This window comes from Agromyces italicus DSM 16388, from assembly GCF_000421545.1.
Classification (GTDB): domain Bacteria; phylum Actinomycetota; class Actinomycetes; order Actinomycetales; family Microbacteriaceae; genus Agromyces; species Agromyces italicus.
The window spans coordinates 60,852-87,121 of record NZ_ATXF01000007.1 but is presented as its reverse complement, the minus strand read 5'-3'; the positions used below and the strand labels follow the sequence as shown (position 1 = coordinate 87,121).

General features: G+C 68.3%; 24 protein-coding genes. 1 reads left to right on the top strand and 23 read right to left on the bottom strand.

The window, feature by feature from the left end; all coding sequences use genetic code 11:
* Position 1: 1 nt before the first annotated feature.
* Positions 2–658, bottom strand: a complete 657-nt coding sequence (rplC, locus tag H516_RS0110780) for a 50S ribosomal protein L3 (RefSeq protein WP_022889724.1) — start codon at positions 656–658, stop codon at positions 2–4.
* Between the two features lie 8 nt (positions 659–666).
* Positions 667–975 carry a 30S ribosomal protein S10 gene (rpsJ, locus tag H516_RS0110775; protein WP_017201594.1) on the bottom strand — a complete coding sequence of 103 codons (309 nt, stop codon included), beginning with the start codon at positions 973–975 and terminating at the stop codon, positions 667–669.
* Positions 976–1,462: 487 nt separating this feature from the next.
* Between rpsJ and H516_RS0110770 the strand changes: the two genes are divergently transcribed.
* Positions 1,463–1,918: an OsmC family protein gene (locus H516_RS0110770; RefSeq protein ID WP_026378674.1), complete on the top strand. Its 456-nt coding sequence runs from the start codon at positions 1,463–1,465 to the stop codon at positions 1,916–1,918.
* Positions 1,919–1,930: 12 nt separating this feature from the next.
* Here the strand turns inward: H516_RS0110770 and H516_RS20960 are convergent, their stop codons facing one another.
* The 21 genes from H516_RS20960 to rpoC form a co-directional block, all read right to left on the bottom strand.
* Complete coding sequence (locus H516_RS20960; RefSeq protein WP_169513520.1) at positions 1,931–3,145, bottom strand: acyltransferase family protein; 1,215 nt, start codon at positions 3,143–3,145, stop codon at positions 1,931–1,933.
* Positions 3,146–3,301: 156 nt separating this feature from the next.
* The gene (tuf, locus tag H516_RS0110760; RefSeq protein WP_022889723.1) at positions 3,302–4,492 is read right to left on the bottom strand and encodes an elongation factor Tu; all 1,191 of its coding nucleotides are present in this window, start codon (positions 4,490–4,492) and stop codon (positions 3,302–3,304) included.
* 136 nt (positions 4,493–4,628) lie between these two features.
* Positions 4,629–6,743, bottom strand: coding sequence for an elongation factor G (gene fusA, locus H516_RS0110755; protein WP_022889722.1), 2,115 nt, complete (start codon positions 6,741–6,743; stop codon positions 4,629–4,631).
* An 83-nt stretch (positions 6,744–6,826) separates the two neighbouring features.
* Positions 6,827–7,297 carry a 30S ribosomal protein S7 gene (rpsG, locus tag H516_RS0110750; RefSeq protein WP_022889721.1) on the bottom strand — a complete coding sequence of 157 codons (471 nt, stop codon included), beginning with the start codon at positions 7,295–7,297 and terminating at the stop codon, positions 6,827–6,829.
* Positions 7,297–7,671, bottom strand: a complete 375-nt coding sequence (gene rpsL / locus H516_RS0110745; protein ID WP_022889720.1) for a 30S ribosomal protein S12 — start codon at positions 7,669–7,671, stop codon at positions 7,297–7,299. Before rpsL ends, rpsG begins: the two co-directional genes overlap by 1 nt.
* 217 nt (positions 7,672–7,888) lie before the next feature.
* The gene (locus tag H516_RS0110740; protein WP_022889719.1) at positions 7,889–8,536 is read right to left on the bottom strand and encodes a hypothetical protein; all 648 of its coding nucleotides are present in this window, start codon (positions 8,534–8,536) and stop codon (positions 7,889–7,891) included.
* A gap of 75 nt (positions 8,537–8,611) precedes the next feature.
* Complete coding sequence (locus H516_RS19655) at positions 8,612–9,112, bottom strand: DUF6121 family protein (RefSeq protein WP_022889718.1); 501 nt, start codon at positions 9,110–9,112, stop codon at positions 8,612–8,614.
* Positions 9,113–9,152: 40 nt separating this feature from the next.
* The gene (locus H516_RS0110730) at positions 9,153–9,710 is read right to left on the bottom strand and encodes a hypothetical protein (RefSeq protein WP_022889717.1); all 558 of its coding nucleotides are present in this window, start codon (positions 9,708–9,710) and stop codon (positions 9,153–9,155) included.
* A gap of 115 nt (positions 9,711–9,825) precedes the next feature.
* A complete protein-coding gene (locus H516_RS0110725) occupies positions 9,826–10,401 on the bottom strand; it encodes a hypothetical protein (protein ID WP_157432236.1) in 576 nt (191 codons plus the stop codon).
* A complete protein-coding gene (locus H516_RS0110720; protein WP_022889715.1) occupies positions 10,386–11,006 on the bottom strand; it encodes a hypothetical protein in 621 nt (206 codons plus the stop codon). Before H516_RS0110720 ends, H516_RS0110725 begins: the two co-directional genes overlap by 16 nt.
* Positions 11,003–11,761 carry a hypothetical protein gene (locus H516_RS0110715; protein ID WP_157432235.1) on the bottom strand — a complete coding sequence of 253 codons (759 nt, stop codon included), beginning with the start codon at positions 11,759–11,761 and terminating at the stop codon, positions 11,003–11,005. The genes H516_RS0110720 and H516_RS0110715 overlap by 4 nt, the downstream gene beginning before the upstream one ends.
* Before the next feature lie 64 nt (positions 11,762–11,825).
* Positions 11,826–13,076, bottom strand: coding sequence for a hypothetical protein (locus tag H516_RS0110710; protein ID WP_022889713.1), 1,251 nt, complete (start codon positions 13,074–13,076; stop codon positions 11,826–11,828).
* Between the two features lie 53 nt (positions 13,077–13,129).
* The gene (locus H516_RS0110705; RefSeq protein WP_022889712.1) at positions 13,130–13,456 is read right to left on the bottom strand and encodes a hypothetical protein; all 327 of its coding nucleotides are present in this window, start codon (positions 13,454–13,456) and stop codon (positions 13,130–13,132) included.
* Positions 13,457–13,552: 96 nt separating this feature from the next.
* Positions 13,553–13,840: a WXG100 family type VII secretion target gene (locus H516_RS0110700; RefSeq protein ID WP_026378673.1), complete on the bottom strand. Its 288-nt coding sequence runs from the start codon at positions 13,838–13,840 to the stop codon at positions 13,553–13,555.
* Positions 13,841–14,038: 198 nt separating this feature from the next.
* On the bottom strand, positions 14,039–14,419 hold the full coding sequence (locus tag H516_RS0110695) for a hypothetical protein (protein WP_022889711.1): 381 nt from the start codon (positions 14,417–14,419) through the stop codon (positions 14,039–14,041).
* A 171-nt stretch (positions 14,420–14,590) separates the two neighbouring features.
* Positions 14,591–14,728: a hypothetical protein gene (locus H516_RS22155; RefSeq protein WP_157432234.1), complete on the bottom strand. Its 138-nt coding sequence runs from the start codon at positions 14,726–14,728 to the stop codon at positions 14,591–14,593.
* Between the two features lie 25 nt (positions 14,729–14,753).
* Entirely contained in the window at positions 14,754–15,041 is a 288-nt protein-coding gene (locus H516_RS0110685) for a WXG100 family type VII secretion target (protein WP_026378673.1), read from the bottom strand.
* Between the two features lie 102 nt (positions 15,042–15,143).
* Complete coding sequence (locus H516_RS0110680; RefSeq protein ID WP_022889708.1) at positions 15,144–19,640, bottom strand: type VII secretion EssC family protein; 4,497 nt, start codon at positions 19,638–19,640, stop codon at positions 15,144–15,146.
* Positions 19,641–19,643: 3 nt separating this feature from the next.
* Positions 19,644–20,855, bottom strand: coding sequence for an RDD family protein (locus H516_RS0110675; protein ID WP_157432233.1), 1,212 nt, complete (start codon positions 20,853–20,855; stop codon positions 19,644–19,646).
* 163 nt (positions 20,856–21,018) lie between these two features.
* Complete coding sequence (locus H516_RS21355) at positions 21,019–22,158, bottom strand: hypothetical protein (RefSeq protein ID WP_157432232.1); 1,140 nt, start codon at positions 22,156–22,158, stop codon at positions 21,019–21,021.
* Positions 22,159–22,369: 211 nt separating this feature from the next.
* Positions 22,370–26,266, bottom strand: coding sequence for a DNA-directed RNA polymerase subunit beta' (gene rpoC / locus H516_RS0110665; RefSeq protein ID WP_022889705.1), 3,897 nt, complete (start codon positions 26,264–26,266; stop codon positions 22,370–22,372).
* Positions 26,267–26,270: the final 4 nt, after the last annotated feature.

Below are 26,270 nucleotides of genomic sequence, written 5' to 3'. Positions count from 1 at the left end.
ACTACGCCCCCTTCACTGCGTTGCGGACGAAAACGAGGCGGCCGCGAGCACCGGGAACCGCGCCCTTGACGAGCAGCAGGCCCTTCTCGGCGTCGACGGCGTGCACGCGGAGGTTCAGCACGGTCACGCGCTCGCCACCCATGCGGCCGGCCATGCGCATGCCCTTGAAGACACGGCTGGGCGTCGACGAAGCACCGATCGAACCGGGCTTGCGGTGGTTGCGGTGCGAACCGTGCGAGGCCGAGACGCCCTTGAAGTTGTGGCGCTTCATGACGCCGGCGAAGCCCTTGCCCTTGCTCGTGCCGACGACGTCGACGAGCTGGCCGGCCTCGAAGGCGCCCTCGACCGCGAGCTCCTGGCCGAGCGCGTACGACGCGGCGTCCGCGGTGCGGACCTCGGTCACGTGGCGGCGGGGAGTCACGCCTGCGGCCTGGAAGTGGCCGGCGGCGGGCTGGTTGACCTTGCGCGGGTCGATGGCGCCGGCGGCGATCTGCACGGCCTCGTAGCCGTCCTTCTCGACGGTGCGGAGCTGCGTGACCACATTCGGGGCGATCTCGATGACGGTCACGGGAACGAGCTTGTTGTTCTCATCCCAGACCTGGGTCATGCCGAGCTTGGTGCCGAGCAGACCCTTCACGTTCTTGGTAGCGGAAGACATCTGTTACCTCAGAGCTTGATCTCGATGTTGACGTCGGCGGGCAGGTCGAGACGCATCAGCGAGTCGACGGCCTTGGGCGTCGGGTCCACGATGTCGATGAGACGCTTGTGGGTGCGCATCTCGAAGTGCTCGCGGCTGTCCTTGTACTTGTGGGGCGAGCGGATGACGCACACCACGTTCTTCTCCGTCGGAAGCGGCACGGGGCCGACGACCGTGGCACCCGCGCGGGTCACCGTGTCGACGATCTTGCGCGCCGAGGTGTCGATGACCTCGTGGTCATACGACTTCAGTCGAATGCGGATCTTCTGTCCCGCCATTGCTGACTCTCTCTCTGTCAAGGCGTCTTACCCCTTCCGAGGGCATCGGACGCCGCGTAGCTACTCCGTGTGAAGCACCACTGTTCTTCTGTCAAAGGCCGGTGATCGAGCCTGTCGAAGCCACCCGCCCGGATGACCCGGGGCGGTGCCCTCGACACGCTCGACCTTCGAGCCCCAACCGGCGCGCGCGCAGCATGGAAAGGCCCAAGCCAGGTGGTTGTCGGTTGTGTGTTCTGCTGCCTGCCGCCTAACCTGACCCCGGGGCTTCGCCTCGAGTGGTTATGCACTGCCTGACAGTGATTCGAACGCGCGCACGAGGGCACACGTTCGAAATGTTGAACTCAACGAGTTTGCCACAGTCCTGGCGTCCGTGCAACCCGGGCGTGTCGCACCCGCCCGTCCTCACAGCGACGTCGCAGGAAGCCGGCCCCGCTCGGCGCGATGGCGCATGATGGAGGGAGAGTCCACGACCCCGTCTGGAGGCGCAATGAGCGAGCACACGCATCAGGTCAGCGATCGGATCGCCCCGGGCAGCGTCTCGGTCACGCGCATCGGTCCCCGCAGCTACGAGGGCCTGAACGAACGCGGCGCGACGGTGCGCATCGGCGGCGACGAACTCGAGGGTGAGCACTTCTCGCCCGGTGAACTGCTGAAGCTCGCGCTCATCGGCTGCGCCGGACTCAGCACCGACCGGGTGGCCGCCCGCCGTCTCGGCGACGACTATGCGATCACCATCTGGGCGCACGGACTGAGCGACCCCGAGACGAATCGGTACACCAGGGTCGATGAGGAGCTGCTGGTCGATCTCGGCGGGCTCGAGGCATCCGATCGCACCAAGCTCATCGAGATCATGGCGCGGGCGATCGAACGGGGATGCACCGTGGCGCGCAGCGTCGAGGACAGCATCGACCTCGAGACCACCATCGACGGTTCGCCGGCCTAGTCACGCAGTCGATCACTCTGCGGCGGGTCGCTCGCACGCGACCGCCCGCTCGCCGGCGACGCTGGGGGCGACGACCCCCGCGCCCACGATGAGTGCGATCAGCCCGGCGAGGCCGCTGAGCAGGAAGACGGGGCGCCGTCCGAGTCCTCGGCGTCCCTGCCGGAACGGATCCTCGATCCATCGCTTCGACAACCCGGCGACGAGGAGCGACACCCCGACGAGGATCACCATCAGCCACGGCGGGCTCGGCATCCCCGTCAGGTACGGGGTGAACATGAAGATCGGCCAGTGCCAGAGGTACAGCGAGTACGAGACGTCGCCGGTCCACTGCACCGCGCGCAGCCGCGCGACGCTCGCCGGCGACCAGACGCGCGCGGGCATCCCCGCCCAGATGACCGCGAGCGTCCCGACCACGGGGATCAGCACGACGACGCCCGGAAACACCTCTGGCGAACGGAAGGCGACGATCGGCACCGCGATGAGCGCGAGGCCGGTCCACGAGACGACCGAGCGCAGTCCCTCCCGGCCAGCGAGGGGCGCGCGACTCACGATCGCGAGGATGCCGCCGACGCCGAACTCCCACGTGCGGGCGAACGTCGAGAAGTACGCGAGGTTCGGGTCCTGCGCGGTCAGGATCACCGAGTGCGCGAACGAGGCGATGGTGATCACGCCGAGCATCACGAGCACCACGGTTGAGGATGCCGCGCCCCGCCGGACCGCGATCCAGAGGGCCACGATCATCAGCAGCGGCCAGAACAGGTAGAACTGCTCCTCGACCGACAACGACCAGAAATGCTGCACGGGCGTCGACTCGAGATCGGCGCGCCTCGGGATCTGGGAGTCGACGGCGAGTTGCCAGTTCTCGTAGTAGAGCGTGGAGGCGACGATCTCGCGGAACCAGGGGCGCCATTCGCGTTGCGGAACGAGCAGCAGGGTGAGCAGCGAGACGGTCGCGAGCGTCGCGATCGCCGCCGGCAGGATCCTCCGTGCCCTGCGAAGGTAGAAGTCGCGCAGCGAGAGTCGCCCCGTCCGTTCGATCTCGCGCATGAGCAGGCCCGTGATGAGGAACCCCGAGACGACGAAGAACACATCGACGCCCATGTACCCCGCAGGCGCCACGGCCGGCCAGCCGTGATGGAGCACGACCGCGCCAACGGCGACGGCCCGAAGAGCCTGAATCTCGGGGCGAACCGTGGATCGAGCGAATGGCGAGGGTGAATCGACCATCGGCTCAACCATACGGCGAATGGGATGATTCGCCCAAGCGATTCGAGCGCGGCGAACCGACGAGGCCCGGGTACGACGAAGGGGGCCGGGCCGAAGCCCGACCCCCTCACAGGTCGCGTATCGCGTATCTCGATACGCTTCGCTACTCGAGAACCGTTACTTGATGATCTTCGTGACGGTACCGGCGCCCACGGTGCGGCCACCCTCGCGGATGGCGAAGCCGAGGCCCTCCTCCATGGCGATCGGCTGGATCAGCTCGACCGACATGTCGGTGGTGTCGCCGGGCATGACCATCTCGGTGCCCTCGGGCAGCGTGATGACGCCGGTGACGTCGGTGGTGCGGAAGTAGAACTGCGGGCGGTAGTTCGCGTAGAACGGGTTGTGACGGCCGCCCTCGTCCTTCGAGAGGATGTAGGCAGTGCCCTCGAAGTTCGTGTGCGGGGTGACCGAGCCCGGGGCCACGACGACCTGGCCGCGCTCGACGTCCTCGCGCTTGGTGCCGCGGAGCAGGAGGCCGCAGTTCTCGCCGGCCCATGCCTCGTCGAGCTGCTTGTGGAACATCTCGATACCGGTGACGGTGGTCTTCTGCGTCGGGCGGATGCCGACGATCTCGACCTCGGAGTTGATCTTCAGCGTGCCACGCTCGGCGCGGCCGGTGACGACGGTTCCACGACCGGTGATCGTGAAGACGTCCTCGACGGGCATGAGGAACGGCTTGTCCTTGTCGCGCACGGGGTCGGGGATGAACTCGTCGACCTTCTCCATGAGCTCGAGGATCGAGTTGACCCACTTCTCGTCGCCCTCGAGCGCCTTGAGGCCCGAGACGCGAACGACCGGAGCGTCTTCGGCGAAGCCCTGGCTGGCGAGCAGCTCCGAGACCTCGAGCTCGACGAGCTCCAGGATCTCCTCGTCGTCGACCATGTCGCTCTTGTTGAGCGCGACGAGCAGGTAGGGCACGCCGACCTGCTTGGCGAGCAGCACGTGCTCACGCGTCTGGGCCATCGGGCCGTCGGTGGCGGCGACCACGAGGATCGCGCCGTCCATCTGAGCCGCACCGGTGATCATGTTCTTGATGTAGTCGGCGTGACCGGGGGCGTCGACGTGCGCGTAGTGACGCTTCGGCGTCTCGTACTCGACATGCGAGATGTTGATCGTGATGCCGCGCTGACGCTCTTCGGGAGCCGAGTCGATCGACGCGAAGTCGCGCTGAACGTTGGTCGCCGAGGGGTACTTGTCAGCAAGCACCTTCGAGATCGCAGCGGTGAGCGTGGTCTTGCCGTGGTCGACGTGACCGATCGTTCCGATGTTGACGTGCGGCTTGGTCCGCTCGAACTTGGCCTTAGCCACTGTGGGTCCTCCTCAGGACTCGTGTAGAGCCGCCGGGCGCTGGATTGCGACCGGTGGCCTACGGGGGTTGTGTTGATATGTTACGCGAACCGGAAGGTTCGTGCGGGCGAAGGGCCGGAGCCCCCGCTAGGGAGACTCAGTCGCCCTTGTTCTTCTGGACGATCTCGTCGGCGACAGCCTTCGGGACCTCCGCGTAGCTCTCGAACTCCATCGAGTACACCGCACGGCCCGAGGTCTTCGACCGCAGGTCACCGATGTAGCCGAACATCTCCGAGAGCGGGACGTGCGCACGCACGACCTTCACACCGGCGGCGTCCTCCATGGACTGGATCTGGCCGCGGCGCGAGTTCAGGTCGCCGATGACGTCGCCCATGTACTCCTCGGGAGTACGGACCTCGACGCTCATCAGCGGTTCGAGCAGAACGGGGTTCGCCTTGCGAGCGGCTTCCTTGAAGCCCATCGAACCGGCGATCTTGAACGCCATCTCCGAGGAGTCGACGTCGTGGGCGGCACCGTCGAGGATCGACGCCTTGACGCCGACCATCGGGTAGCCGGCGAGGATGCCGTACTGCATGGCGTCCTGGAAGCCGGCGTCGATCGAGGGGATGTACTCGCGCGGGATGCGGCCACCGGTGACCTTGTTCTCGAACTCGTAGGTCTTGTCGCCTTCGATCTCGAGCGGCTCGAGCGCGAACTGGATCTTCGCGAACTGGCCGGAACCACCGGTCTGCTTCTTGTGGGTGTAGTCGTGACGCTCCACCGCGCGCTTGATGGTCTCGCGGTAGGCCACCTGGGGCTTGCCCACGTTGGCCTCGACGTTGAACTCGCGCTTCATGCGGTCGACGAGGATGTCGAGGTGGAGCTCGCCCATGCCCTTGATGACCGTCTGACCGGTCTCCTGGTTCTGCTCGGTGCGGAAGGTCGGGTCCTCCTCGGCGAGCTTCTGGATCGCGGTTCCGAGCTTCTCCTGGTCGGCCTTGGTCTTCGGCTCGATCGCGACCTCGATCACGGGGTCGGGGAAGGTCATCGACTCGAGCACGACCTGGTTGTCGGGGTCGCACAGCGTGTCACCGGTCGTGGTGTCCTTCAGACCGATGACGGCGTAGATGTTGCCCGCGGTCAGGAAGTCGACCGGGTTCTCCTTGTTGGCGTGCATCTGGAAGATCTTGCCGATGCGCTCCTTGCGGCCCTTGGTCGAGTTCACGACCTGCCCGCCCGAGTCGAGACGACCCGAGTAGACGCGCACGTAGGTGAGGCGACCGAAGAACGGGTGCACGGCGACCTTGAACGCGAGCGCGGCGAAGGGGTCCTTCGCGTCGGCGTGACGGAGGATGATCTTCTCCTCGTCGCGCGGGTCGCGGGCCTCGACGGCCGGCACGTCGAGGGGCGACGGCAGGAAGTCGATGACCGCGTCGAGCATCGGCTGCACGCCGCGGTTCTTGAACGCGGAGCCGCAGAGCACCGGGTAGATCTCGGAGTTGACGGTGAGCTTGCGGATCGCGGCCTTGATCTCGGCCACGGTCAGCTCTTCGCCGCCGAAGTACTTCTCCATGAGCGCGTCGTCGGTCTCGGCGACGGTCTCGAGCAGCGCGGTGCGGTACTCGGCGGCCTTCTCGACGAGATCCGCGGGGATCTCCTCGACGGCGTACTTCGCGCCCATCTGCACATCGCCCTTGGCGTCACCGCGCCAGGTCAGCGCACGCATCTCGACCAGGTCGACGACGCCCTCGAAGGAGGACTCCGCACCGATCGGGAGCTGGAGCACGAGCGGCTTCGCGCCGAGGCGCGAGATGATCGTGTCGACCGTGAAGTAGAAGTCGGCGCCGAGCTTGTCCATCTTGTTGACGAAGCAGATGCGCGGGACGTTGTACTTGTCGGCCTGGCGCCAGACGGTCTCGGACTGGGGCTCGACGCCCTCCTTGCCGTCGAAGACGGCGACCGCACCGTCGAGCACGCGGAGCGAACGCTCCACCTCGACCGTGAAGTCCACGTGGCCCGGGGTGTCGATGATGTTGATCTGGTTCTTGTTCCAGAAGCAGGTCACGGCGGCAGACGTGATCGTGATGCCGCGCTCCTTCTCCTGCTCCATCCAGTCGGTCGTCGAGGCGCCGTCGTGGGTCTCGCCGATCTTGTGGTTGACGCCCGTGTAGAACAGGATGCGCTCGGTCGTGGTGGTCTTGCCGGCATCGATGTGCGCCATGATGCCGATGTTGCGGACCTTGTTCAGGTCGGTGAGCACGTCTTGTGCCACGGGGGTTCCTCCGGAGGATCAGGAAGCGAAGGTGGGGGGCGGGTGGATGCCTCGGCGCGATGCGGAGGCATCCACCCCGCCTACTACCAGCGGTAGTGGGCGAATGCGCGGTTCGACTCAGCCATCTTGTGGGTGTCTTCGCGGCGCTTGACCGCAGCACCCAGGCTGTTCGACGCGTCGAGGATCTCGTTGGTGAGACGCTCGGTCATGGTCTTCTCGCGACGAGCCTTGGCGTAGCTGGTGAGCCAGCGGAGCGCCAGGGTGTTCGCACGGTGGGGCTTGACCTCGACGGGGACCTGGTAGGTCGAGCCGCCGACGCGGCGCGAGCGCACCTCGAGGGTGGGGCGCACGTTGTCGAGCGCCTTCTTGAGGGTGGCGACCGCGTCCTGGCCGGACTTGGCGGCGACGTTCTCGAGCGCCTCGTAGACGATGCGCTGCGCGAGGTCCTTCTTGCCGTCGACGAGGATCTTGTTGACGAGCTGGCTGACGACCGGCGAGCCGTAGACGGGGTCTGCGACGACGGGGCGCTTCGGAGCGGGTCCCTTGCGAGGCATTACTTCTTCTCCATCTTCGCGCCGTAGCGGCTGCGAGCCTGCTTGCGGTTCTTCACGGCCTGCGTGTCGAGGGCGCCGCGGATGATCTTGTAACGGACACCCGGGAGGTCCTTCACACGACCGCCGCGCACGAGCACCATCGAGTGCTCCTGCAGGTTGTGGCCCTCACCGGGGATGTAGGCGGTGACCTCGGTGCCGTTCGAGAGCTTCACACGAGCGACCTTGCGGAGCGCGGAGTTCGGCTTCTTCGGGGTGGTGGTGTACACACGCGTGCACACGCCGCGCTGCTGGGGGTTGGCCTTCAGGGCGGGAGCCTTGGTCTTGGTGACCTTCGGCGAGCGACCCTTGCGGACCAACTGCTGAATGGTTGGCACTGCTTCTCCTTGTTGGTGCTGCACGGTGACAGCGGTGATGGATTTCACATCAGACCCACCGGCACCGCAGAGCTGCGGAACCTTCGGTGGTGGGTATGCCGTGGGGGCGACCCGCTGAACAGCGCGGGCACCCGAATGAGCGCGCCAGAGCGCACACACTCGATCTATGGTAATCGCACGTAACCTCGCGGTCAAATGAGGGCGGATGCCCGATGGCTCACCCCGGCCACCCCGGAGCATCGAGTTCGCGGTCGAGATCGGCGAGCATCTCGGCGACCTGCGGCTCGACGAGCCGCTCGATCGCATTGCCGATGCGGTAGCGGTGCTGGGCGAGCTCGATGCAGATGCGGCGGCCGAGCTGCTTCGCGAACTCGTCGGCGAGTCGCACCTCCTCGCGCAACGCCTCCTTCTCCTCCAGGGTGAACGGGCGCGGCGAAGGCTCGTTCGCCTCGGCCGCCGTGACGGCCTCGAGCCCGCCGAGCGTGAAGAGGAACGGCTGGTCGGGCACCGGCTCGGGGTCGACATCGAGACCGGCGTACTCGGGGTCGAGGCCTTCGCCCGCGCGGTACGGACGCCGGGCCTTGCGCTCTTCGGCGAGCCGGATCTCGCGGTGGAGCATCGGCAGGTTGCGCGCGGTGTAGTCGTCGACGGACACGTCGATGACGCCTTTCATGCGCATCGAGAAGGCGTGCTGCACGGGATGCGGGATGTCGATGTCGAGACCCGCCGCGGCCAGGATCGGCGAGCCGAAGCAGCGCTGGCAGAGCCGCACGCGAGCACGATGCGTGCCGGGTCGCCACCGCGGCAGCCACTGCAGCCAGCGGTCGACCTCGTGGCTCACGCGCGCCTCGACCGATCCCTCCATCGGGTTCACGATACTGCGCCGGATGCCGCGGCGCGGCCTTGCGACGGACGCACGGCGTGCCGCGCGAGGCATCCCTCACCGGTCGTCGCGCTCCCACGGCCAGCGCGGGCGCTCCATGCCGCCCTGCCGGCCGCGCGCCACGAGCACGGCGAGCGACGCCGTGAGCGCCGCACACGCGGGTACGAGCAGGCCGAACCAGCCGGCGCCGAGGACGAACGCGAAACGCAGGCTCGCGAACACCGCCGACGAGGAGCCGAGCAGGTGTCCGATCGCGGCGACCGCGACGAAGGCGAGCCAGCTCGCGACCGCGGCGACGAGCACCGTGCCGGCCATCCGCTGCGGCCGCCGCAGCAGCACGCCCAGCGCGATGAAGAACACGATGACGGATGCCCCGACGGCCGCGGGCCCGACGAAGAGGCCGACCGACGGATCCCCGACGATGTCGAGGTCGAGCAGCAGGCTCACGAAGCCGAACGCGCACACGACGAGCGCGAGGTCGAGTGCGGTCGCGAAGCTCGCGACGACCCAGGCGCCGCGGGCGGGCTGCGGTTCGCCTTCCCGCCGATCGATGCTCATCCTCCGAGGCTACGCCGGTTCGCCAGCCCGAGCCGAGAGCTCAGTCGACGAGGCGGAGCGACGAGACGATCTTGGCGAGCGAGGGCCCGGCGTGCGCGACGAGGTCCTGGGGGGCGGGGCTCGCCATCACGCGCACGGTCGCCCGCTCCCCCTGCAGGAGATACGCCAGCCCCGCAGCGGGCCGCTGCTCTGGGGCGGGCGCGAACAGGCAGCGCACCGAGATGCCGGTGCCGAGACCGGGAACCTCGACCGGGTCGACGATCGGTCGCCCGAGGAGCTCAGCGTCGCCGAGCAGGGCGCGGACGAGCGATCCCTCGACCTTCTGAGGGCCCGAGACGCCGATCCCGACCATCATTCCCGCAGCGCCGGGGCCGGGCAGGTAGAGCAGGGTCGCGGCGGCGCCGGGCAGGGCTCCCGACAGCGAGGCCATCGCGAGGCCGCGGACGGCCTCGAGGCGGTCGGGCGCGGTGTCGGGATGGCGGCGATGGAAGCCGGCCACCACGTCATCGGCCCAGGCCTCGGCCTCCTCGCCCGTGGACGGATGATCGGCCGGCACGCGGATCCATGCGTCATTCGGCGCATCGATGTCAAGTCTCATGCCTCACCTCTCGTCTCGGGTCGACCGGTACAGCATCGCACGGTGCGGCGCGCACCCGCACAACGACCTCATGTCCGAGGTGCGTCGACGTCCTGCGCAGAGTCGGTTGCGACGGTCACACGCCCACTCGGAGAGTCTCGATGACGTGCCGGAGCGGCTGGTCGATGAGTCCTACCATCGTCGTCGTCATGGGTGCGCTCGTCACGCGCACCGCGCAGCGTTCACCCGAGATCAGATAGCCGATACCCGCGACGGCCGCCGCACCCGGCTCGGCTTGTCCGCTGATGAACCGCGCGGAGACGCCTCGACCGATCGCCGGAACGTCGACGGTCTCGATTTCGGGGGCACGGCCCAGGGGCACGCCGTCGAGAAGGCTCGCGACGAGGTCTTCACTTCCCGTTCCGGGCGCGCCGATCTCGACGTGCACCAACGCCGCGGTCGGAGCCGCGAGCGGGAGGAAGAGCAGACCGAACGCCGCATCCGGAAGGAGCTCTCGCACCGCCCGCTCGAGGATCGAGCGCATCGCCGCGCGTTCCTCGGCGTCCGCCTCGGGACGGACGGACAGGTATCGTGCGAGCGTGCCCTCGACCCAACCGGCGGCCTCGCCGTACGCGCCATCGAGGAACGCGCGCGGGACGAGCGCCCAGTACCGATCATCGGCGTCGACCTCGACGTTCATACGGGGTGCCATTCGAAGGTGCTCACGATTGCGTCGGTGAGCTCGGCCATGCCATCGACGAGTGGTCGCCAGGACTCGTCGCCGTCGCCGGTGGGCGGATGAACCGCGACTGCGGTGAACTGCAGCGCGCGTCGCCGACCGGGCTCGGGGAACGGGGTCAGGTACGAGACGGTGTGCTGGCCCACGAGCGCAGATCCCATGGACATCGTCGAATCGGACTCCCAGCGGACGAAGCGCTGGTCCCCCCGGAGCGCCGTGGCACCCTTCGTCCGGATCAGGTCGGTGACGATCGGGTCGAGGGTTCCTCCATCCGGCGCGGTCCGCACTGCCGCGGTGATCGAGAGCGGCAGCAGCAGGCCACTCTCCCATTCGGTCGTCTGCAGATAGATGCGTTCGGCCTTCGATGCGCGGAGACCGGCGAATGCCCGGCCCGTGATCGCACGGAGTTGCGCGTACAGGTCGGGGCGATGTGCGGTGCGAAGTCGGTCACCGGCGAGGCCGAGCAGGTGCTGCTCGGCGACGGCATCGGGGGCGAACTCCTCCCACCCGTTCGGAAGCACGATCGAGAACGACGGAACTCCTGACGCGGTTCCGAGAAGTTCGTCTCTGAGACTCATTTGTTCCGTCCTGCCTGATCGATCGCCCACATGCGTCGTGCGAGCCCACCGAGCGGAGCTTCAAGCGCCTGCGCTCGGCGTTCGCCGTCGATCACGCCCGCCGAAGCCAGAACGTCGACCGCCTCGGTGAGCTCGGCGGCGATCGCAGAGCGCTCGGCGTCTGCGAGGTGGGCGACCGAGTCGACTGACCGCTCGAAGCTGGTCTGCACAACACCCGTGCGTGCAGACGACGCAGCGCGTTTCGCCACGACGATGCTGACCACGCACGCGATACACATCACGAGTAGAGCGGCTGCCACGAGCCATCCGCCGGGTGCCGCGACGAAGATCGTCGCCACCACGACGATGATACCCGCGATCAGGCCGAACACGATCTCGAATACGGCCAGGAGCGCTTCCTGCGCGGTCGGCGCCGGTCCGCTCCCCGCCGCGCGGCGCCACTCGAGGACGCGGAACCCGGTGTGCGCGAGCGCGATCGCCGCTGCGGCAGCGAACCACCACCCCTGAGCCGAGGGAAACCGCACGGCGAGGATCACAATGGGCGGAAGCAGGAGCGGCGCGAACATGACCGCGAACGCGGCGAACGAGCGCGCCCGTTCTCGCGAGGATCCGCCCGCCAGATCGCCGTTCGCGACGGTGATCGCGGCCAGTTGATCGGGAAACGACCCGAACGCGCGCGCCTCCAACTCGCTCCAGCGGAGTGGTCGCCGCCCTGCCACGACGTCCCGCGCGTATGCGGATGCGTCTCCCGTCACCGATTCTCCACTCATCTGTTCCGCCGCACCGTCGAACGAACGAAGGGCCGACTCATCGGACACCTCACGAATTCGCGAGCTGCGTTTCCCACGTCTGCACGGTACCAGCGGAGACCAGGTCGCCGATCGTGTCGAACACGGCCTTGCCCGCCGTGAACGGCGCATTGACGATCCAGCCGTAGTGGCCGGTGACGATGCCGGCGACACCCCAGCCGCTTCCCGCGAGCGCGTCACGCATCTCACCGGCGTCAGCCATGCCCATGATGCGCGGCGCGAGGTCCCATGACTCGTAGCTGCCGCGCATCGCCGCCGTGAACGCCGTGAATCGGCTCGCGCCGAAGACACGACTGGTCGCGAAGACATCCGGCATCGTCGAGAACGCCGTCCTGAGCGTGGAGCGCCCCGCGGAGGTCGCCAGACCGCCGGTGAGTCCTTCGACGAATCCGGTGGCACCCTTGGAGAAACCGCCGGAGAACTTCGCGAGGCTCCCGAATGGGATCACGCCGACGATCGCCAGCGCGAGATCCCAGCCGTTCGCATCACCGCGCCCGAATTGATAGGCGGTCAGGGCGAGGGCTGCGACCGCGACGATGGCACCGGCGAGCGCGATGATCGGGCCGCCGATGACGAACGCGAGGACGGCGAGCGCGATTCCGGCCCACTGCAGCACGACCGTGACCGCGGCGACGATGCCGTCGACGTTGTCCCAGAATCCATCGGAGATTCCGCCGTCGGTTGCGCCCTGGATGTCGTCGGCCGCCTTGTTGAAGGCCGACTCCCACGTTTCGTACGCGGCGTCGAAGTTGCGGCCCTCGTCAGTGAAGGCGTCGTAGGCGTCGTCCGAGCGCACTTGGGCTGCGGCGACGCCGTCGTTGTGCGCCTCCTGCTCGGGAGAGAGCCCTCCCCCGAGCGGCGGCGTTCCTGTCTCCCAGGGCATCAGCGGACGGTTCGCGTCCTGATAGGCGGCTCGGGCATCGATGTAGTCGTCCCAGGCGGTCTGGCAGCGCGGCACGATCAGGCGCATCTGCGCCTGCACGTCGGTGAGCGCGTCGGCATAGACGATGAGCGCCGCACCCGAGGGGCGATACCGCTCGCCGGCGAGCTTCAGCTCTTCGTCGATCTCACCGATGACCTCTTTGATCTTCTCGATCGAGAGGCCCTCCTGCGGAACGCCGTTGCCGGCGATCGCACGCAGCACGCCCGCCGCGCCGATCATCTGCTCGCCGAGGCTCTCGATCTGCTGGCCGCGCGATCGGATGCCGAAGGCGTTGCCCGTCACGACCTCGATCTCATTGCCCGCGGGGGACGGATCCATCTGCTTGCTCCCTGCCGTGTCTCGTCGGTTCTGGTGCTCGTCGGGTGCGCGCGTCAGGCGCGCGGCATCGTGTCGACTTCATTCGCCTCGACGGCGAGCGACGCGGCTGCCTCGCTGTCCCAATCCGCCCACGCCTTGCCGGTTGCTTCGACCCGCTCCTGGATCTTCATCAGATCCTCCTTGAGCGCCCCGCGCCGATCGTTCCATCCGTCCTCGAACTCCTCCGCAGCTTCACGGAGTCGGTTTCGGCCGTACGGATCACCGATATCGCCCTCGAGATCCGAGGCACGATGTTCGGCGTTCTCGAGCTCGACGATGATCTGCTTCAACGATCCGTTGAGCTCGTTGAGCACGCTGTACTCGATCAGGACGTCGGTCATCTCGGTTCCTTTCGGCTATGGAGCGGAGGGGTTCGATCTCCTCGATGGAGACACAGCGACGGGAGGGCTCTCGCCCCCCCGTCGCGAGACCGGGGTTCAGCCGCCGGCGAGCTGCTGGTCGAGGTCCTGGATCGCCTGCATCATGCCGCGCAGCGCCTCGCCCATCTCACCGATACCGTCGACCGCGCTCTTCAGCCCCGTCGTGAGCTCTTCGTAGCCCTGGCCGAACTTGCCCGACGCGTGCTGCGTCTTGAAGTCGTTGCCCAGCAGCGTGTCGACCGAGCTCTTCAGCTGGTCGAGCTGCCCCTGAATGTCATCACGAGCGTCCGACAGCTTGTTCGCCATCGCCTCCATCTCGCCATACGATGCGCCGAAATCAGCCATCATCACACCTCTCTCGTGTTCGGATCGCCCGCGGTCGTCGACATCGGGCCGTTGCCTGAGCCACGCTATCGGTCGTCGGTCGTTCGTCCCAATGGGGAGCACTCCCCATGCCCGGTCGCTCCCCCACCATCGCGGCGAGCTCGGCGCGATCCAGTTGCACCCCGATCACCGCCGCGGCGAGGTCGAGTTCCACGGCGATCATGCGCGCCCCGGGCACCGGCAGGCGATCAGGCGACCGGATGCTCCGGCGCTCGAGTTCCGCGTCGGCGTCGTCGAGATCAGCTGACCGATCGCGAACGTCGTCGCACCCGCGAGCCCTGCGGGGATCCAACCGCCGACCACGGTGTTCGGCGGCGGGGGAAGCTCACGCCGGACCGGCAGCACCGCGACGGCGTAGAGGAGCGCCGCAACGATGACGAGCACTGCGGCGAGCGGAATGACGGCTTCGATGTCGAGCTGCGCTCGCGAGAAGTACAGGGCGAACGCCGAAGCCGCCGCGAGAACTGAGACGAGCAGGCTCAACTTCTTCGGCCACGGCATGGTCGCCGCGGCCGCGGCGACCGGGTCGACCGCCCGCAACTCGGCTACCAGCTTCTTGCGCAGCCCGCGGATGGACTCCGCGTGGCCCCCCGGCGATCGCCGTGACCCGCTCGCCGAACTCGGGAGTGACCTCGAGCGCGAGCCGCTCGATCGACGTCGGATCCTTCCGGATGCCGGTCTCCGTGGCCACCCGGGCGAACTCGATCGCCCTCACCCGATCAGCCTCAGCGAGCCGATGCCGTCCTGCCACGACTGCTTGATTCCGCTGACCTCCTCCTGGAGCTTCACCAGGTGCCCGTTGACCGTTTCGCGTTTGTCGCCCCAGGAGCCCTCCGGGGCGAGCACCATCGCCCCGCCCCGGCGCCGCACGGGTTCAGCCGCCGGCGAGCTGCTGGTCGAGGTCCTGGATCGCCTGCATCATGCCGCGCAGCGCCTCGCCCATCTCACCGATACCGTCGACCGCGCTCTTCAGCCCCGTCGTGAGCTCTTCGTAGCCCTGGCCGAACTTGCCCGACGCGTGCTGCGTCTTGAAGTCGTTGCCCAGCAGCGTGTCGACCGAGCTCTTCAGCTGGTCGAGCTGCCCCTGAATGTCATCACGAGCGTCCGACAGCTTGTTCGCCATCGCCTCCATCTCGCCATACGATGCGCCGAAATCAGCCATCATCACACCTCTCTCTTTCACCGGACCGACCGCTCGAGCGACCGGCCACGCACTACGCTAGCGAATCGCGCCGCGACCGAGAATGGGCAGCACTCCCCATCCTCAGGCGCTCGGCGCGTCGACCGTCGGCATCTGCACGATCATGGTGCGGCCGTTCTGCACGAAGATCCCGCGGCCCTCGGGGAACTCGCTGCGCTTGACCTTCGGGAACGGCGTCTTGAACACCGAGTCGCCGTCGAAGGAGTCGGGACGCAGCGCGATACCGCGGCGACCGGCCTTGAAGTCGCCGACGAATCCGAACCCGCTCGACAGCATCGACACATCGGCGTCGCCGATCAGGAAGTGATCGCTGCGGTTCACGGCCTGGAACATCTCCTTCATCGACCGTTCGGCATCGGAATCGGCGAACTGGGTGACGCCTTCGACGACGATCATGATCCGCTTCGGCATGGTCTCGTCGACCAACACCTCGGCCAGCTCCTTCGCGAGCAGCTTCACCTGGTCGACCGCGGTGGCGCTGCGCACCCACGGCGCGTAGTCGGCGAGCTGCGCCCGACGTCCCGCAATGTGGAAGAGCTGCACCTCCGGGTCGAAACGGCGGACCGAGTCGATGAGCGCCCGCATCGCGGTCGTCTTGCCGCTCTGCGGCGGCCCGGTGACGATGAAGGTGCCGACCGGCTCGAAACCGACGGGCGCGAGGGTGTCGTCGCCGAGCCCGAGCGCCGGCCACTCGCCGACCGAGTCCGGCAGGGAGGCCGCGGGGTACGACGTCGGCAGCGCACCGATCGCCGGCACCTCCCGGGCACCCACACTGCGAAGCCGCTCGGCGAGCTGCTCCAAGGCCTTCGACTGTTCCGCGACGTTCGACGAGCCGCCGACGGCGGCCAGTTGCGTCTCGAGCCCCTCGACGATCGCACGACCCGGCACCGAGCGCTCTCCGAGCACGTCCTTGGGCACCCCGAGCACCTGGTAGGCCGACTCGTCGGAGAGCCGGAGCACGATGCGCTTGGTGATGTTCGCACTCACCGCCGTCGGCACTGCGCCGGCACGGTCGGCCGTCGCGACCGCATGAACGCCGAGCGGGCGGCCCTCGCCGAGGATGCGCATGAACACGTTGTAGAACGGCATCCGGACGGTCGTCGAGTCCCACTCGGCCTTGAACTGTCCGAACCCGTCGATGAGCAGGATGACTCGGGGTTCGTCCTGCCCGGTGATCGCCCGGTACTCGCTGAGGCTCGCGGCATGCGCGTCGCTGAACAGCTTCCCGCGCCGGTCGAGCAGCTCGTTGAGTGTGCGAAGCAGGCGCTGGACGCGCTCGGCGTCGTCGCCGGCGATGATCGAGCCCACGTGCGGCAGCGCCTCGAGCGAGCGCAGCGCGCCCGAGCCGAAGTCGAGCCCGTACACCTCGGCTGAGCCGAGGTCGGGACGCATGCCTGCGGCCGCGGCGATCGTGCGCAACGCGGTCGACTTCCCGGAGCCGCTCGTGCCGTAGATGAGCATGGCACCGTCGCGGTCGGGCACGAACGACATCGCCTCCTGCAGCTGACGTTCCGGGACATCGGCGAGGCCGAGTGTGATACTCGAATCGCCGCCGACCGGAAGATCCTGGATGTCGACGGTCGTCGCGAGATCGTCGAGCCAGGGTCGACGCGGGGCGGGGATTCCGGCCTCGACCGCCGCCGCCACGAAGCTCCGGACCATCCGCTTCTGATCATTGGGCCCGAGATCCTCGTCGTGCGAATCGGACTCGGGCTCGGACTCCGCCTCCCAGAGGATCATCGAACCGAAACGCAGCTCTGCCACGCGAACCTCCGCCTCGGCGACCTCGTTGGTCGTCCAGCCGCCTGAGTACGCGGACTGGAACGGAACGAGTCGACCGGGTCCGGTCTTCGCGATTCCGCGGCCCGGAAGCGACGGGTCGAACGTTCCGGCGACACCGTCTCCGACCACGTCGCGCGAATCGGACTCGTCCGCCATGCGCAACGCGACCCGCAGGTTGGTGTTCGCCCTCAGGTTGTCCTTGATGACGCCGGCGGGGCGCTGTGTCGCCATGATGAGGTGGATGCCGAGCGACCGGCCCCGCTGCGCGATGTCGACGACGCCGTCGACGAACTCGGGCACCTCGCCGGCGAGCGCCGCGAACTCGTCGATCACGAGCACCAACGCCGGCGGACAGTCGGGGTCGCGCCGCTTCTCGAGCTCGAGCAGGTCCTTCGCCTTCTTCCGGTTGAAGAGGTGCTCACGGTGGTGAAGCTCCGCTCGAAGACTGGTCAGAGCACGGCGCACCAGGTGAGGGCTGAGGTCGGTGACGAGTCCGACGCAATGAGGGAGGTCGACGCAGTCGGCGAAGGCTGAACCGCCCTTGTAGTCGACGAAGAGGAAGGTGACCCGGTCGGGGCTGTACTCCGCAGCCATGCCGAGTACCCAGGCCTGGAGGAACTCGCTCTTGCCGGCACCCGTCGTGCCGCCGACCAACGCGTGCGGCCCCTGCGTGCGCAGATCGAGCGACATGGCATCTGGACTGCCCTGGCCGATGAAGGCCTTCAGCGTGCCCGCGCGCTTCAGCCTGCCCAGCGCGACGCCCGAACGATCGAGCACCGAGTTGTTCTGCCTCCAGCGCTCGATGACCGACGAGGGCTGCTCGACGAGTTCGTGTCCGATGAGTCCGACCATCGAGACGCTGCGCGGGAGATCGCTCGAGTCGACCGTCACGGTGCTCGCGTCGACGACGGGGGCGAGCCGTCGCGCGAACAGCTCGGCGTACTGGTTCGAGACGCCCTCGACGCGGACCGTTGCGTATTCCTCGCCCGCGCGGACGTACCCGATGCGTGCGTCGTCGAGGCCCTGGCCGGCGTCGATGAACGTGCGGCAGGCTGCAGGGAGCGATTCGACGCTCGGGCCGACGAAGATCGTGTAGATGCCGGCGTCGGCCCCTCGTTCGATGAGTTGGGTGAGCCGCGGCCGATCGACCGGAGCGTCCGCCGACACGATGAGCACCATGGCGAGATCGCCGGGTACCCCGGGCACCCGGTCGCTCGCCGATCCGACCTGGGCTCCGAGCGTCATCGTGGTGTCGTCCTCGCGAAGCGGACCCCGTCGCGACGCCGTCCCGGCGAGGCGATCGAGGATCGCCTCCTCGAGGGCGTTCAACAGCGCGGTGCCGGCCGACTGGCTGTCGGCGAGCGCGAACTCGGCGAACGGATTGCGCGAGCTCGACGTGTGGGGCAGCCACTTGAGCCACTCGAGTTCGCGCGACCACACCGGATCGACGATCGCGGCCGCGATCACCTCGTGCGGTGCGTGCAGGCCGAACAACTGGATGCAGAGCCCGCGAACGACGTCGGCGGAATAGTGGGTCGGCCCGGCCACCCCGATCGCGCCCGAGCTGGGCAGGAGCTCGACGATCGGCACGTCATCGATCTCGGCGAACTGCTCCCTGAGCTTCGTCACCTGCCGCTCGTACTTCGCGATGCCGTTCGTCGATGCGCTCGTGTCGTCGATCGAGTTGCGGCTCGAGGCACGTCCGATTCCGAGCCGAAGCGCGAGGAAGTTCCAGTGCTCGGGGCGTCTGGTCCACAGCAGGGGGCCCAGACGCATCGCCCCTTCGTAGACGACGGCGACCGCCGGGGACTCGGCGTGACGGCGCGCGCGCTCCACCGAGCGCTCCGAAGTCAGCTTCTCTTCGAGCTCCTCGATCTGGATCTCGAACGTCTCGACCTCCTGCGCCAGCTTCTTGCCGCTCTGGGTGCGCTGGCCGATGAAGTTGCCGAGCATCATGAGCGGCGACATGAACACGATCAGCAGCGACATCGGACGTTGTGTGAAGGCGAAGATCGCGAGACCCATGAGCACCGGCGAGACCACCATCGGCCACGGGAACATGCGGGGGTTCGCCTCGCTGGGAACCTGCGGCTTCTTGTGCGCGGTACCGGGATACCGCACCTCGACGCGAGGCGACCGGTTGAACATGAGGGCGCCGCCGCGCTCGAGCACCGAGTCGTCGGGCGCGTCGGCGGCGCTCACGGCGAGGTCGAACGAGACATCGGTACCGCCGATGGTGATGACCTGACCCGGGATCACCCGGACACGCTGGACGAGCCCTCCGTCGACGATGAGGCCGTTCGCCGAATTGAGGTCGACGAGTTCGATCGAGTTGTCGACCTCGACGCGCGCATGCCGCTTCGAGACGAGCGAGTCGGCCAGTACGAGCTCCGCGTCCGCCGCACGGCCGATGATGCTCGCCCCTCGGGGAAGACCGAACTCACGGCCTGCATCCGGCCCGGAGAGGATCCGCATCACGGCGATCGCCGCCGCCGCCGCGCCACTCGGCCGCGGCGCGTGCGCGACGACCGCGGCATTGAAGCCCGAGCCGATGGGGGCGTCGCCGATGAGTACCTGCGGATCGAGAACGACCGGTTCGCTCGATGTGGGCGGCGCGACGGCGAGGGTCACGCCCGACGCAGCGCCGATCAGCGGTGACGTCGGGTCGTTCGTCGCGATAGCGCGGGCGACGTCGCCGACCGTCGCCGTCGCGTCCGCAGTGATGACGAGATCGACGGGCGCACCCTGCTGTCGGCGGAGTCCGAGTTTGAGCTTCATGCCTTACCTTCCGGGCTCAGTCTCAATGGTGAAGCTGCGCCCACCGATGACGACGACGGTGCCGGCTCCGAGCGCGACCCGGACCCCGGGTTCCAACGTCTCGGCGCGACCGTCGGGATGCCGCACCTCGGTGCCGTTGGTCGACCCGCGATCGGCGAGCCAGAAGGCCCCGTCGCGTGCGCCGAACTCGGCATGCACCTTCGAGATCCGTTTCGTGGGGTCATCGACCGGGACGAGCTGGGCGGGCGTCGCCCCGCCGACGGGTGCGCGGCCGAGCAGTCCGAAGTCGGATGCCTCGACCGAGGTGCCGTCGTCGAAACGGAGGATGACGCGCAGGGGTGCAGCGGACGGCGGCGGCGCAGCGCGTGCAGCGGGCGGCGAGGATGCGGCAGGCGCCGCAACCGCAGCGGCGACCGGGCGGACCTGTGCAGGCCCCGCCGGCACACCGACGGGCGGCGGCGCCCACTCGCCGTGGCTCGACGCCCCCGACGAGACGACACCTGAGCTCGAGCGCTCGGCGGGAACGTGGAGGCCGGCGCCCGGCGCGCGGTCGCTCGCGAGCGACGGGAGTCGGACCGCCTCGGCCTCGGGCGGTGCGGCGGCGACCCGTCGGGCCCGTCGCATGGCCCGGGCGTCGAACGGGTCGAGCGCGCGTCGCGCGTCGACCACGTAGCATCCGCCGACCCGATCGAGCCAGGAGCGACCGCGCCGCTCGGGATCCCAGGCGCCCGAGGCGAAGAGGATCGCCGGGCCGACGAGCGGCACCACGAGTTGGCCCGCCCAGAGCACGAGCGCGCGCAGCACGATGCGCCAGAAGCCGGCCGGCCCGAAGTCGCGGACGCTCACGGACCGGAGGCCCGCCGCCGCCTTGCCGACCGTGACCCCGCGCCGGCCGTGCAGGACGAGCTGCACGAGGCCGAAGACGAAGACGAGCGTCTGCCCGATCGCGATCGCGATGAGCTGGCCCGCAGAGGCCGAACCGAGGCGAGTCGGGTCGCCGCCGGAGGCGATCACCGGGTCGATGAGCAGCAGCACCCCGATCAGGGTCGGCGTCGCGAGTACCGCCCAGATGACGGCGTCGAGCGCGAAGGCTCCGGCGCGGCGTCCGCTCGGCGCGGGCACGAGCCCGATCGCGCGAGCGTACCCGGGATCAGGCCGACCATCGGGTCGGAGACCGGGCGTCGGCTCGTCATCGATGTCCATGGTGACGCTCACGTCGCTCCTCGAGTCCGCAGGTCGGCAGGGTGGTCCAAGCTGCTACCCAACGCGATCGTGGGCACGCTGTCGATGGGGAGGAGTCACCATCCCCGTCTGACGAGCGTACCCGCAGGCTCCGTCTCCGCCGTGCGTTCTGCACAGCCGCCCGCGGCGGTCGCGATCAGCCGAGCGACTGCGGACGGGGCCCGGCGGCGAGTTCGCGGTCGTACGCCTCGAGCGCGAGGCGGTTGCGCTCGGTCACCGTGCGCCCGCGCGCCGCGATCCACCCGCCCAGCCAGATCGGGATCTCACGAGCGATCACGCCCGCCACGATCGCGAACGGGTCGAGCCAGCGCTGCGCGATGAACGTCTGCGCCTCGTCGAAGGTGAGGGTCCACGCCTCGACGGTGAGCAGCGCCCCGCCGAGGTACGAGAAGTACACGAAGACCCCGACGAGCAGACCGAACACGACATACGCCCACCATCGACCGCGATTCACGATCGCGGCCAGCAGCGCGAAGCCGACGAAGAAGGCGACGATCGGCACCCAGTACACGGGCTTCGCGAGGAACCGCTCGAGGAAGACGGTGTTCACCTCCGCGGCATCGCCCTGACTCAGCAGCAGCAGATAGGCGACCGCCGCGTAGAGCGCCGCGAACAGGGCGGCGCCGATGAGCGCGACGAGCGCCCCGAACGCCCGATTGCCCTGCGCCCGAGGTTGATCGGGCGCCTGGACGTAGACCGTCTGCGCGCCGAACGGGGTGGTCGGCTCGGCCACCGTCTCCGGCGAGAGCGTGGCCGCACCCGACGCCGCCGCGACGGCGGCCGTCGACGCAGGCACGAAGGTCTCGCGACGGACGGACCCCGCGGGCACCGGCTGGGGCGCCGCTTCGGCGTCGTCGATTCCGTTGGGTTCGCCATCGACCGGTGCGGAGGCCTCAGCTCGGGCGTTCGCCCGCAGCACCGCGGCGTCGAGCGCGCTCGTCTCGGATGCCTCGGCGGACTCGGGCTCGTCGAGGGGCTCACGCTCGGGCTCGTCGAACGACGCCGGCGTCGTGGCATCCGGCTCGATGGGGTCTGCGACCGTCGCCGCGTCACCGCCGTCGTCGACAGCCGACCCGGTCGTCTCTGCGGGCGTCGCAGACGTGGCCGCGGCGGGCTCGCCGGGCTCCTCCGCCCCGTCGTCCGCAGGCGCCGGCCGGTCGTCGTCCGCGACCGGCGACTCCACTCCGCTGTTCGGCTCGGCGGACGCTTCGGGCTCGATGGCCTCGTCGCCTCGCATCTCGTCGTCCGACCCGGGTCCGGGAGTCGTGCTGCTCATGATCGCGCTCCTTCCGGGCGCCCACGCGCCCGCGGTGCGCCAACTGTATCGCCGCACGGCGGCCGCCGCTCCGCGCCGCGCGGATCCCGCGGCGTTTTCGCCTCGACCTCGTGCTCGTCCACGCCCTGGGAACGACGAAGGGCCCCGGATCGCTCCGAGGCCCTTCGTCTGGCTCACGAGCCGGAGCGCACGCCGGCTCGTGAGACCGGGATCAGCTGTAGTTGCCGGGCGTGAAGTCGTCGCTCGAGAACGCGTCGAAGTCGACGAAGCTGAGGTCGCCCTCGCTGAAGGCGGCGTCGTCGGTGAAGATGCGGTTCGGGTAGCGCTCCGCCTTCGCCTCCTCCGTGGCCTCCACCGCGACGTTCCGGTACTTCTGCAGACCGGTGCCGGCGGGGATCAGCTTGCCGATGATGACGTTCTCCTTGAGGCCGACCAGCGGGTCGCTCTTGCCCTCCATGGCGGCCTGCGTGAGCACGCGGGTCGTCTCCTGGAAGGACGCGGCCGACAGCCACGACTCGGTCGCGAGCGAGGCCTTCGTGATACCCATGACCTCCTGGCGAGCCGACGCCGTCTTCTTGCCCTCGGTGAGCGTCGCACGGTTGATGCCGTTGTACTTCAGCCGGTCGACGAGCTCGCCGGGAAGCAGGTCGGTGTCGCCGTGGTCGACGACGGTGACCTTGCGCAGCATCTGGCGCACGATGACCTCGATGTGCTTGTCGTGGATCGGCACGCCCTGCGAACGGTAGACGTCCTGCACGCCGTTCACGAGGTGCTTCTGCACCTCGCGGACGCCCTTGACCCGGAGGACCTCCTTCGGGTCGACGGTGCCGACGATCAGCTGCTGACCGAGTTCGACGTGCTGGCCGTCCTCGACCAGGAGGGTCGAACGCTTGAGCACGTTGTACGCGATCGGCTCGTCGCCGTTGTCGGGCGTGAGGATGACCTTGCGCTGCTTGTCGGTCTCGTCGATCGTGATGCGACCGGGAGCCTCGACGATGGGCGACGCACCCTTGGGGGTACGTGCCTCGAAGAGCTCCTGCACGCGGGGCAGACCCTGCGTGATGTCATCGGCCGAGGCCGAACCACCGGTGTGGAAGGTACGCATCGTCAGCTGCGTGCCGGGCTCACCGATCGACTGTGCCGCGATGATGCCGACGGCCTCGCCGATGTCGACGAGCTTGCCGGTCGCGAGCGACCGGCCGTAGCACTTCGCGCAGACGCCGACGGCGGACTCGCAGGTGAGGACCGAGCGGACCCGGATCGACTCGACGCCCGCGGCGATGAGCTCGTTGATGAGCACGTCGCCGACGTCGCTGCCGGCCTCGGCGACGACCTCGCCCTTGGCGTTCACCGCGTCAGCGGCGAGCGAACGGGCGAACACCGAGTTCTCGACGTTCGGGTCGCGGACGAGCTCGCCCGAGGAATCGACCGTGGCGATCGGGAGCTCGAGGCCCTTCGACGTGCCGCAGTCCTCCTCGCGGATGATGACGTCCTGCGAGACATCCACCAGACGACGCGTGAGGTAACCCGAGTCGGCCGTACGGAGGGCCGTGTCGGCCAGACCCTTGCGGGCACCGTGCGTCGCGATGAAGTACTCGGCGACCGAGAGGCCCTCGCGGTAGCTCGAGATGATCGGGCGAGGGATGATCTCACCCTTCGGGTTGTTCACGAGACCACGCATGCCGGCGATGTTGCGCACCTGCAGCCAGTTACCACGAGCGCCCGAGGTCACCATGCGGTTGATGGTGTTGTCGGTCGGGAAGTTCTCCTGCATGGCCTTGGCGACCTCGTCGGTGGCCTTGGTCCAGATCTGGATGAGCTCCTGACGACGCTCGAGGTCGGTCGTGAGACCCTTCTCGAACTGCGACTGCACCTTGGCGGCCTGCTTCTCGTACTTCGACACGATCTCGCCCTTCGAGGGGGGCGTGATGATGTCGGAGAGCGCGACGGTGACGCCCGAACGGGTCGCCCAGCGGAAGCCGGCGTCCTTGATCCGGTCGAGGGTCGCGGCCACCTCGGTCTTCGGGTAGCGCTCGGCGAGGTCGTTGACGATCTCCGAGATCTGGCCCTTGCCGGCCTGGCGGTTGAAGTACGGGTAGTCGACCGGGAGCGCCTCGTTGAAGAGCGCACGACCGAGGGTCGTCTCCATGAGGAACGGCTTGCCCTGCACGAAGCCCTCGGGCTCGTCGCCCTCGCCGAAGTAGAGGCCGTCGAGACGGATCCTCACCTTGGCGCCGAGGTCGAGCTCGAGTTCGCCCGGACGGTTCTGGTCGAACGCGAGGATGGCCTCGGCGATCGACGAGAACGCGCGGCCCTCGCCGGCTGCGCCGGGCTTCTCGGTCGTCAGGTGGTGCAGACCGATGATCATGTCCTGCGAGGGCAGGGTCACCGGGCGGCCGTCGGACGGCTTCAGGATGTTGTTCGAGGCGAGCATGAGGATGCGCGCCTCGGCCTGAGCCTCGACCGAGAGCGGAAGGTGCACGGCCATCTGGTCGCCGTCGAAGTCCGCGTTGAAGGCGGCGCAGACGAGCGGGTGGAGCTGGATGGCCTTGCCCTCGACGAGCTGCGGCTCGAACGCCTGGATGCCGAGACGGTGCAGGGTGGGTGCACGGTTCAGCAGCACGGGGCGCTCGCGGATGATCTCTTCGAGGACGTCCCACACCTGCGGGCGCGAACGCTCGACCATGCGCTTGGCGGCCTTGATGTTCTGCGCGTGGCTCAGGTCGATCAGGCGCTTGATCACGAACGGCTTGAAGAGCTCGAGCGCCATCTGCTTGGGCAGACCGCACTGGTGCAGCTTCAGCTGCGGGCCGACGACGATGACCGAACGGCCCGAGTAGTCGACGCGCTTGCCGAGCAGGTTCTGGCGGAAGCGACCCTGCTTGCCCTTGAGCATGTCACTCAGGGACTTGAGGGCGCGGTTGCCGGTACCGGTGACGGGGCGACCACGGCGACCGTTGTCGAACAGCGCGTCGACGGCCTCCTGCAGCATCCGCTTCTCGTTGTTGACGATGATCTCGGGGGCACCGAGGTCGAGCAGACGACGAAGACGGTTGTTGCGGTTGATCACACGACGGTAGAGGTCGTTGAGGTCGCTGGTCGCGAAACGGCCGCCGTCGAGCTGCACCATCGGGCGGAGCTCGGGCGGGATCACCGGGACGACGTCGAGCACCATCGCGGCGGGCGAGTTGCCCGTCGCGAGGAACGAGTTGACGACGCGGAGGCGCTTGATCGCGCGGATCTTCTTCTGGCCCTTGCCCTCGGCGATCTGCAGGTGCAGGTCTTCCGCCTCGGCGGCCAGGTCGAACGCCTCGAGACGCTTCTTGATGGCCTCGGCGCCCATGTAGGCGTCGAAGTACATGCCGAAACGGTCCTGGAGCTCGTGGAAGTCGGCGTCCTCGGGCTTGAGCTCGCCCACCTTGAGCGTGCGGAAGGCCTCCCACACGCGTTCGAGGTGCGCGACCTGCTCGTCGCCCGACTTGCGGACCTGCGTCATCTCCTTGTCGGCGGCGGCCTCTGCGCGCTTGCGCTGGTCGCTCTTGGCACCTTCGGCCTCGAGCGTCGCGAGCTCCTCCTCCTTGCGGGCCATGAGCGTCGCGATGCGGGCATCGCGCTGGTCGCCGATGGTCTTGATCTCGAGACGGAGCTCGTTCTCGAGCCCGGGCATGTCGGCGTGACGGCCCTCTTCATCGACGTCGATCACCATGTAGGCGGCGAAATAGATGACCTTCTCGAGGTCTTTCGGTGCCATGTCGAGCAGGTAGCCGAGGCGGCTGGGCACACCCTTGAAGTACCAGATGTGCGTGACCGGGGCGGCGAGCTCGATGTGGCCCATGCGCTCACGGCGGACGGAGGACTTGGTGACCTCCACGCCGCAGCGCTCGCACACGATGCCCTTGAAGCGCACGCGCTTGTACTTGCCGCAGGCGCACTCCCAGTCGCGGCTCGGGCCGAAGATCTGCTCACCGAACAGACCGTCCTTCTCGGGCTTGAGGGTGCGGTAATTGATGGTCTCGGGCTTCTTCACCTCGCCGTAGGACCACTTGCGGATGTCCTCTGCGGTGGCCAGGCCGATGCGAAGCTCGTCAAAAGTCGTTGCGTCGAGCAATTTC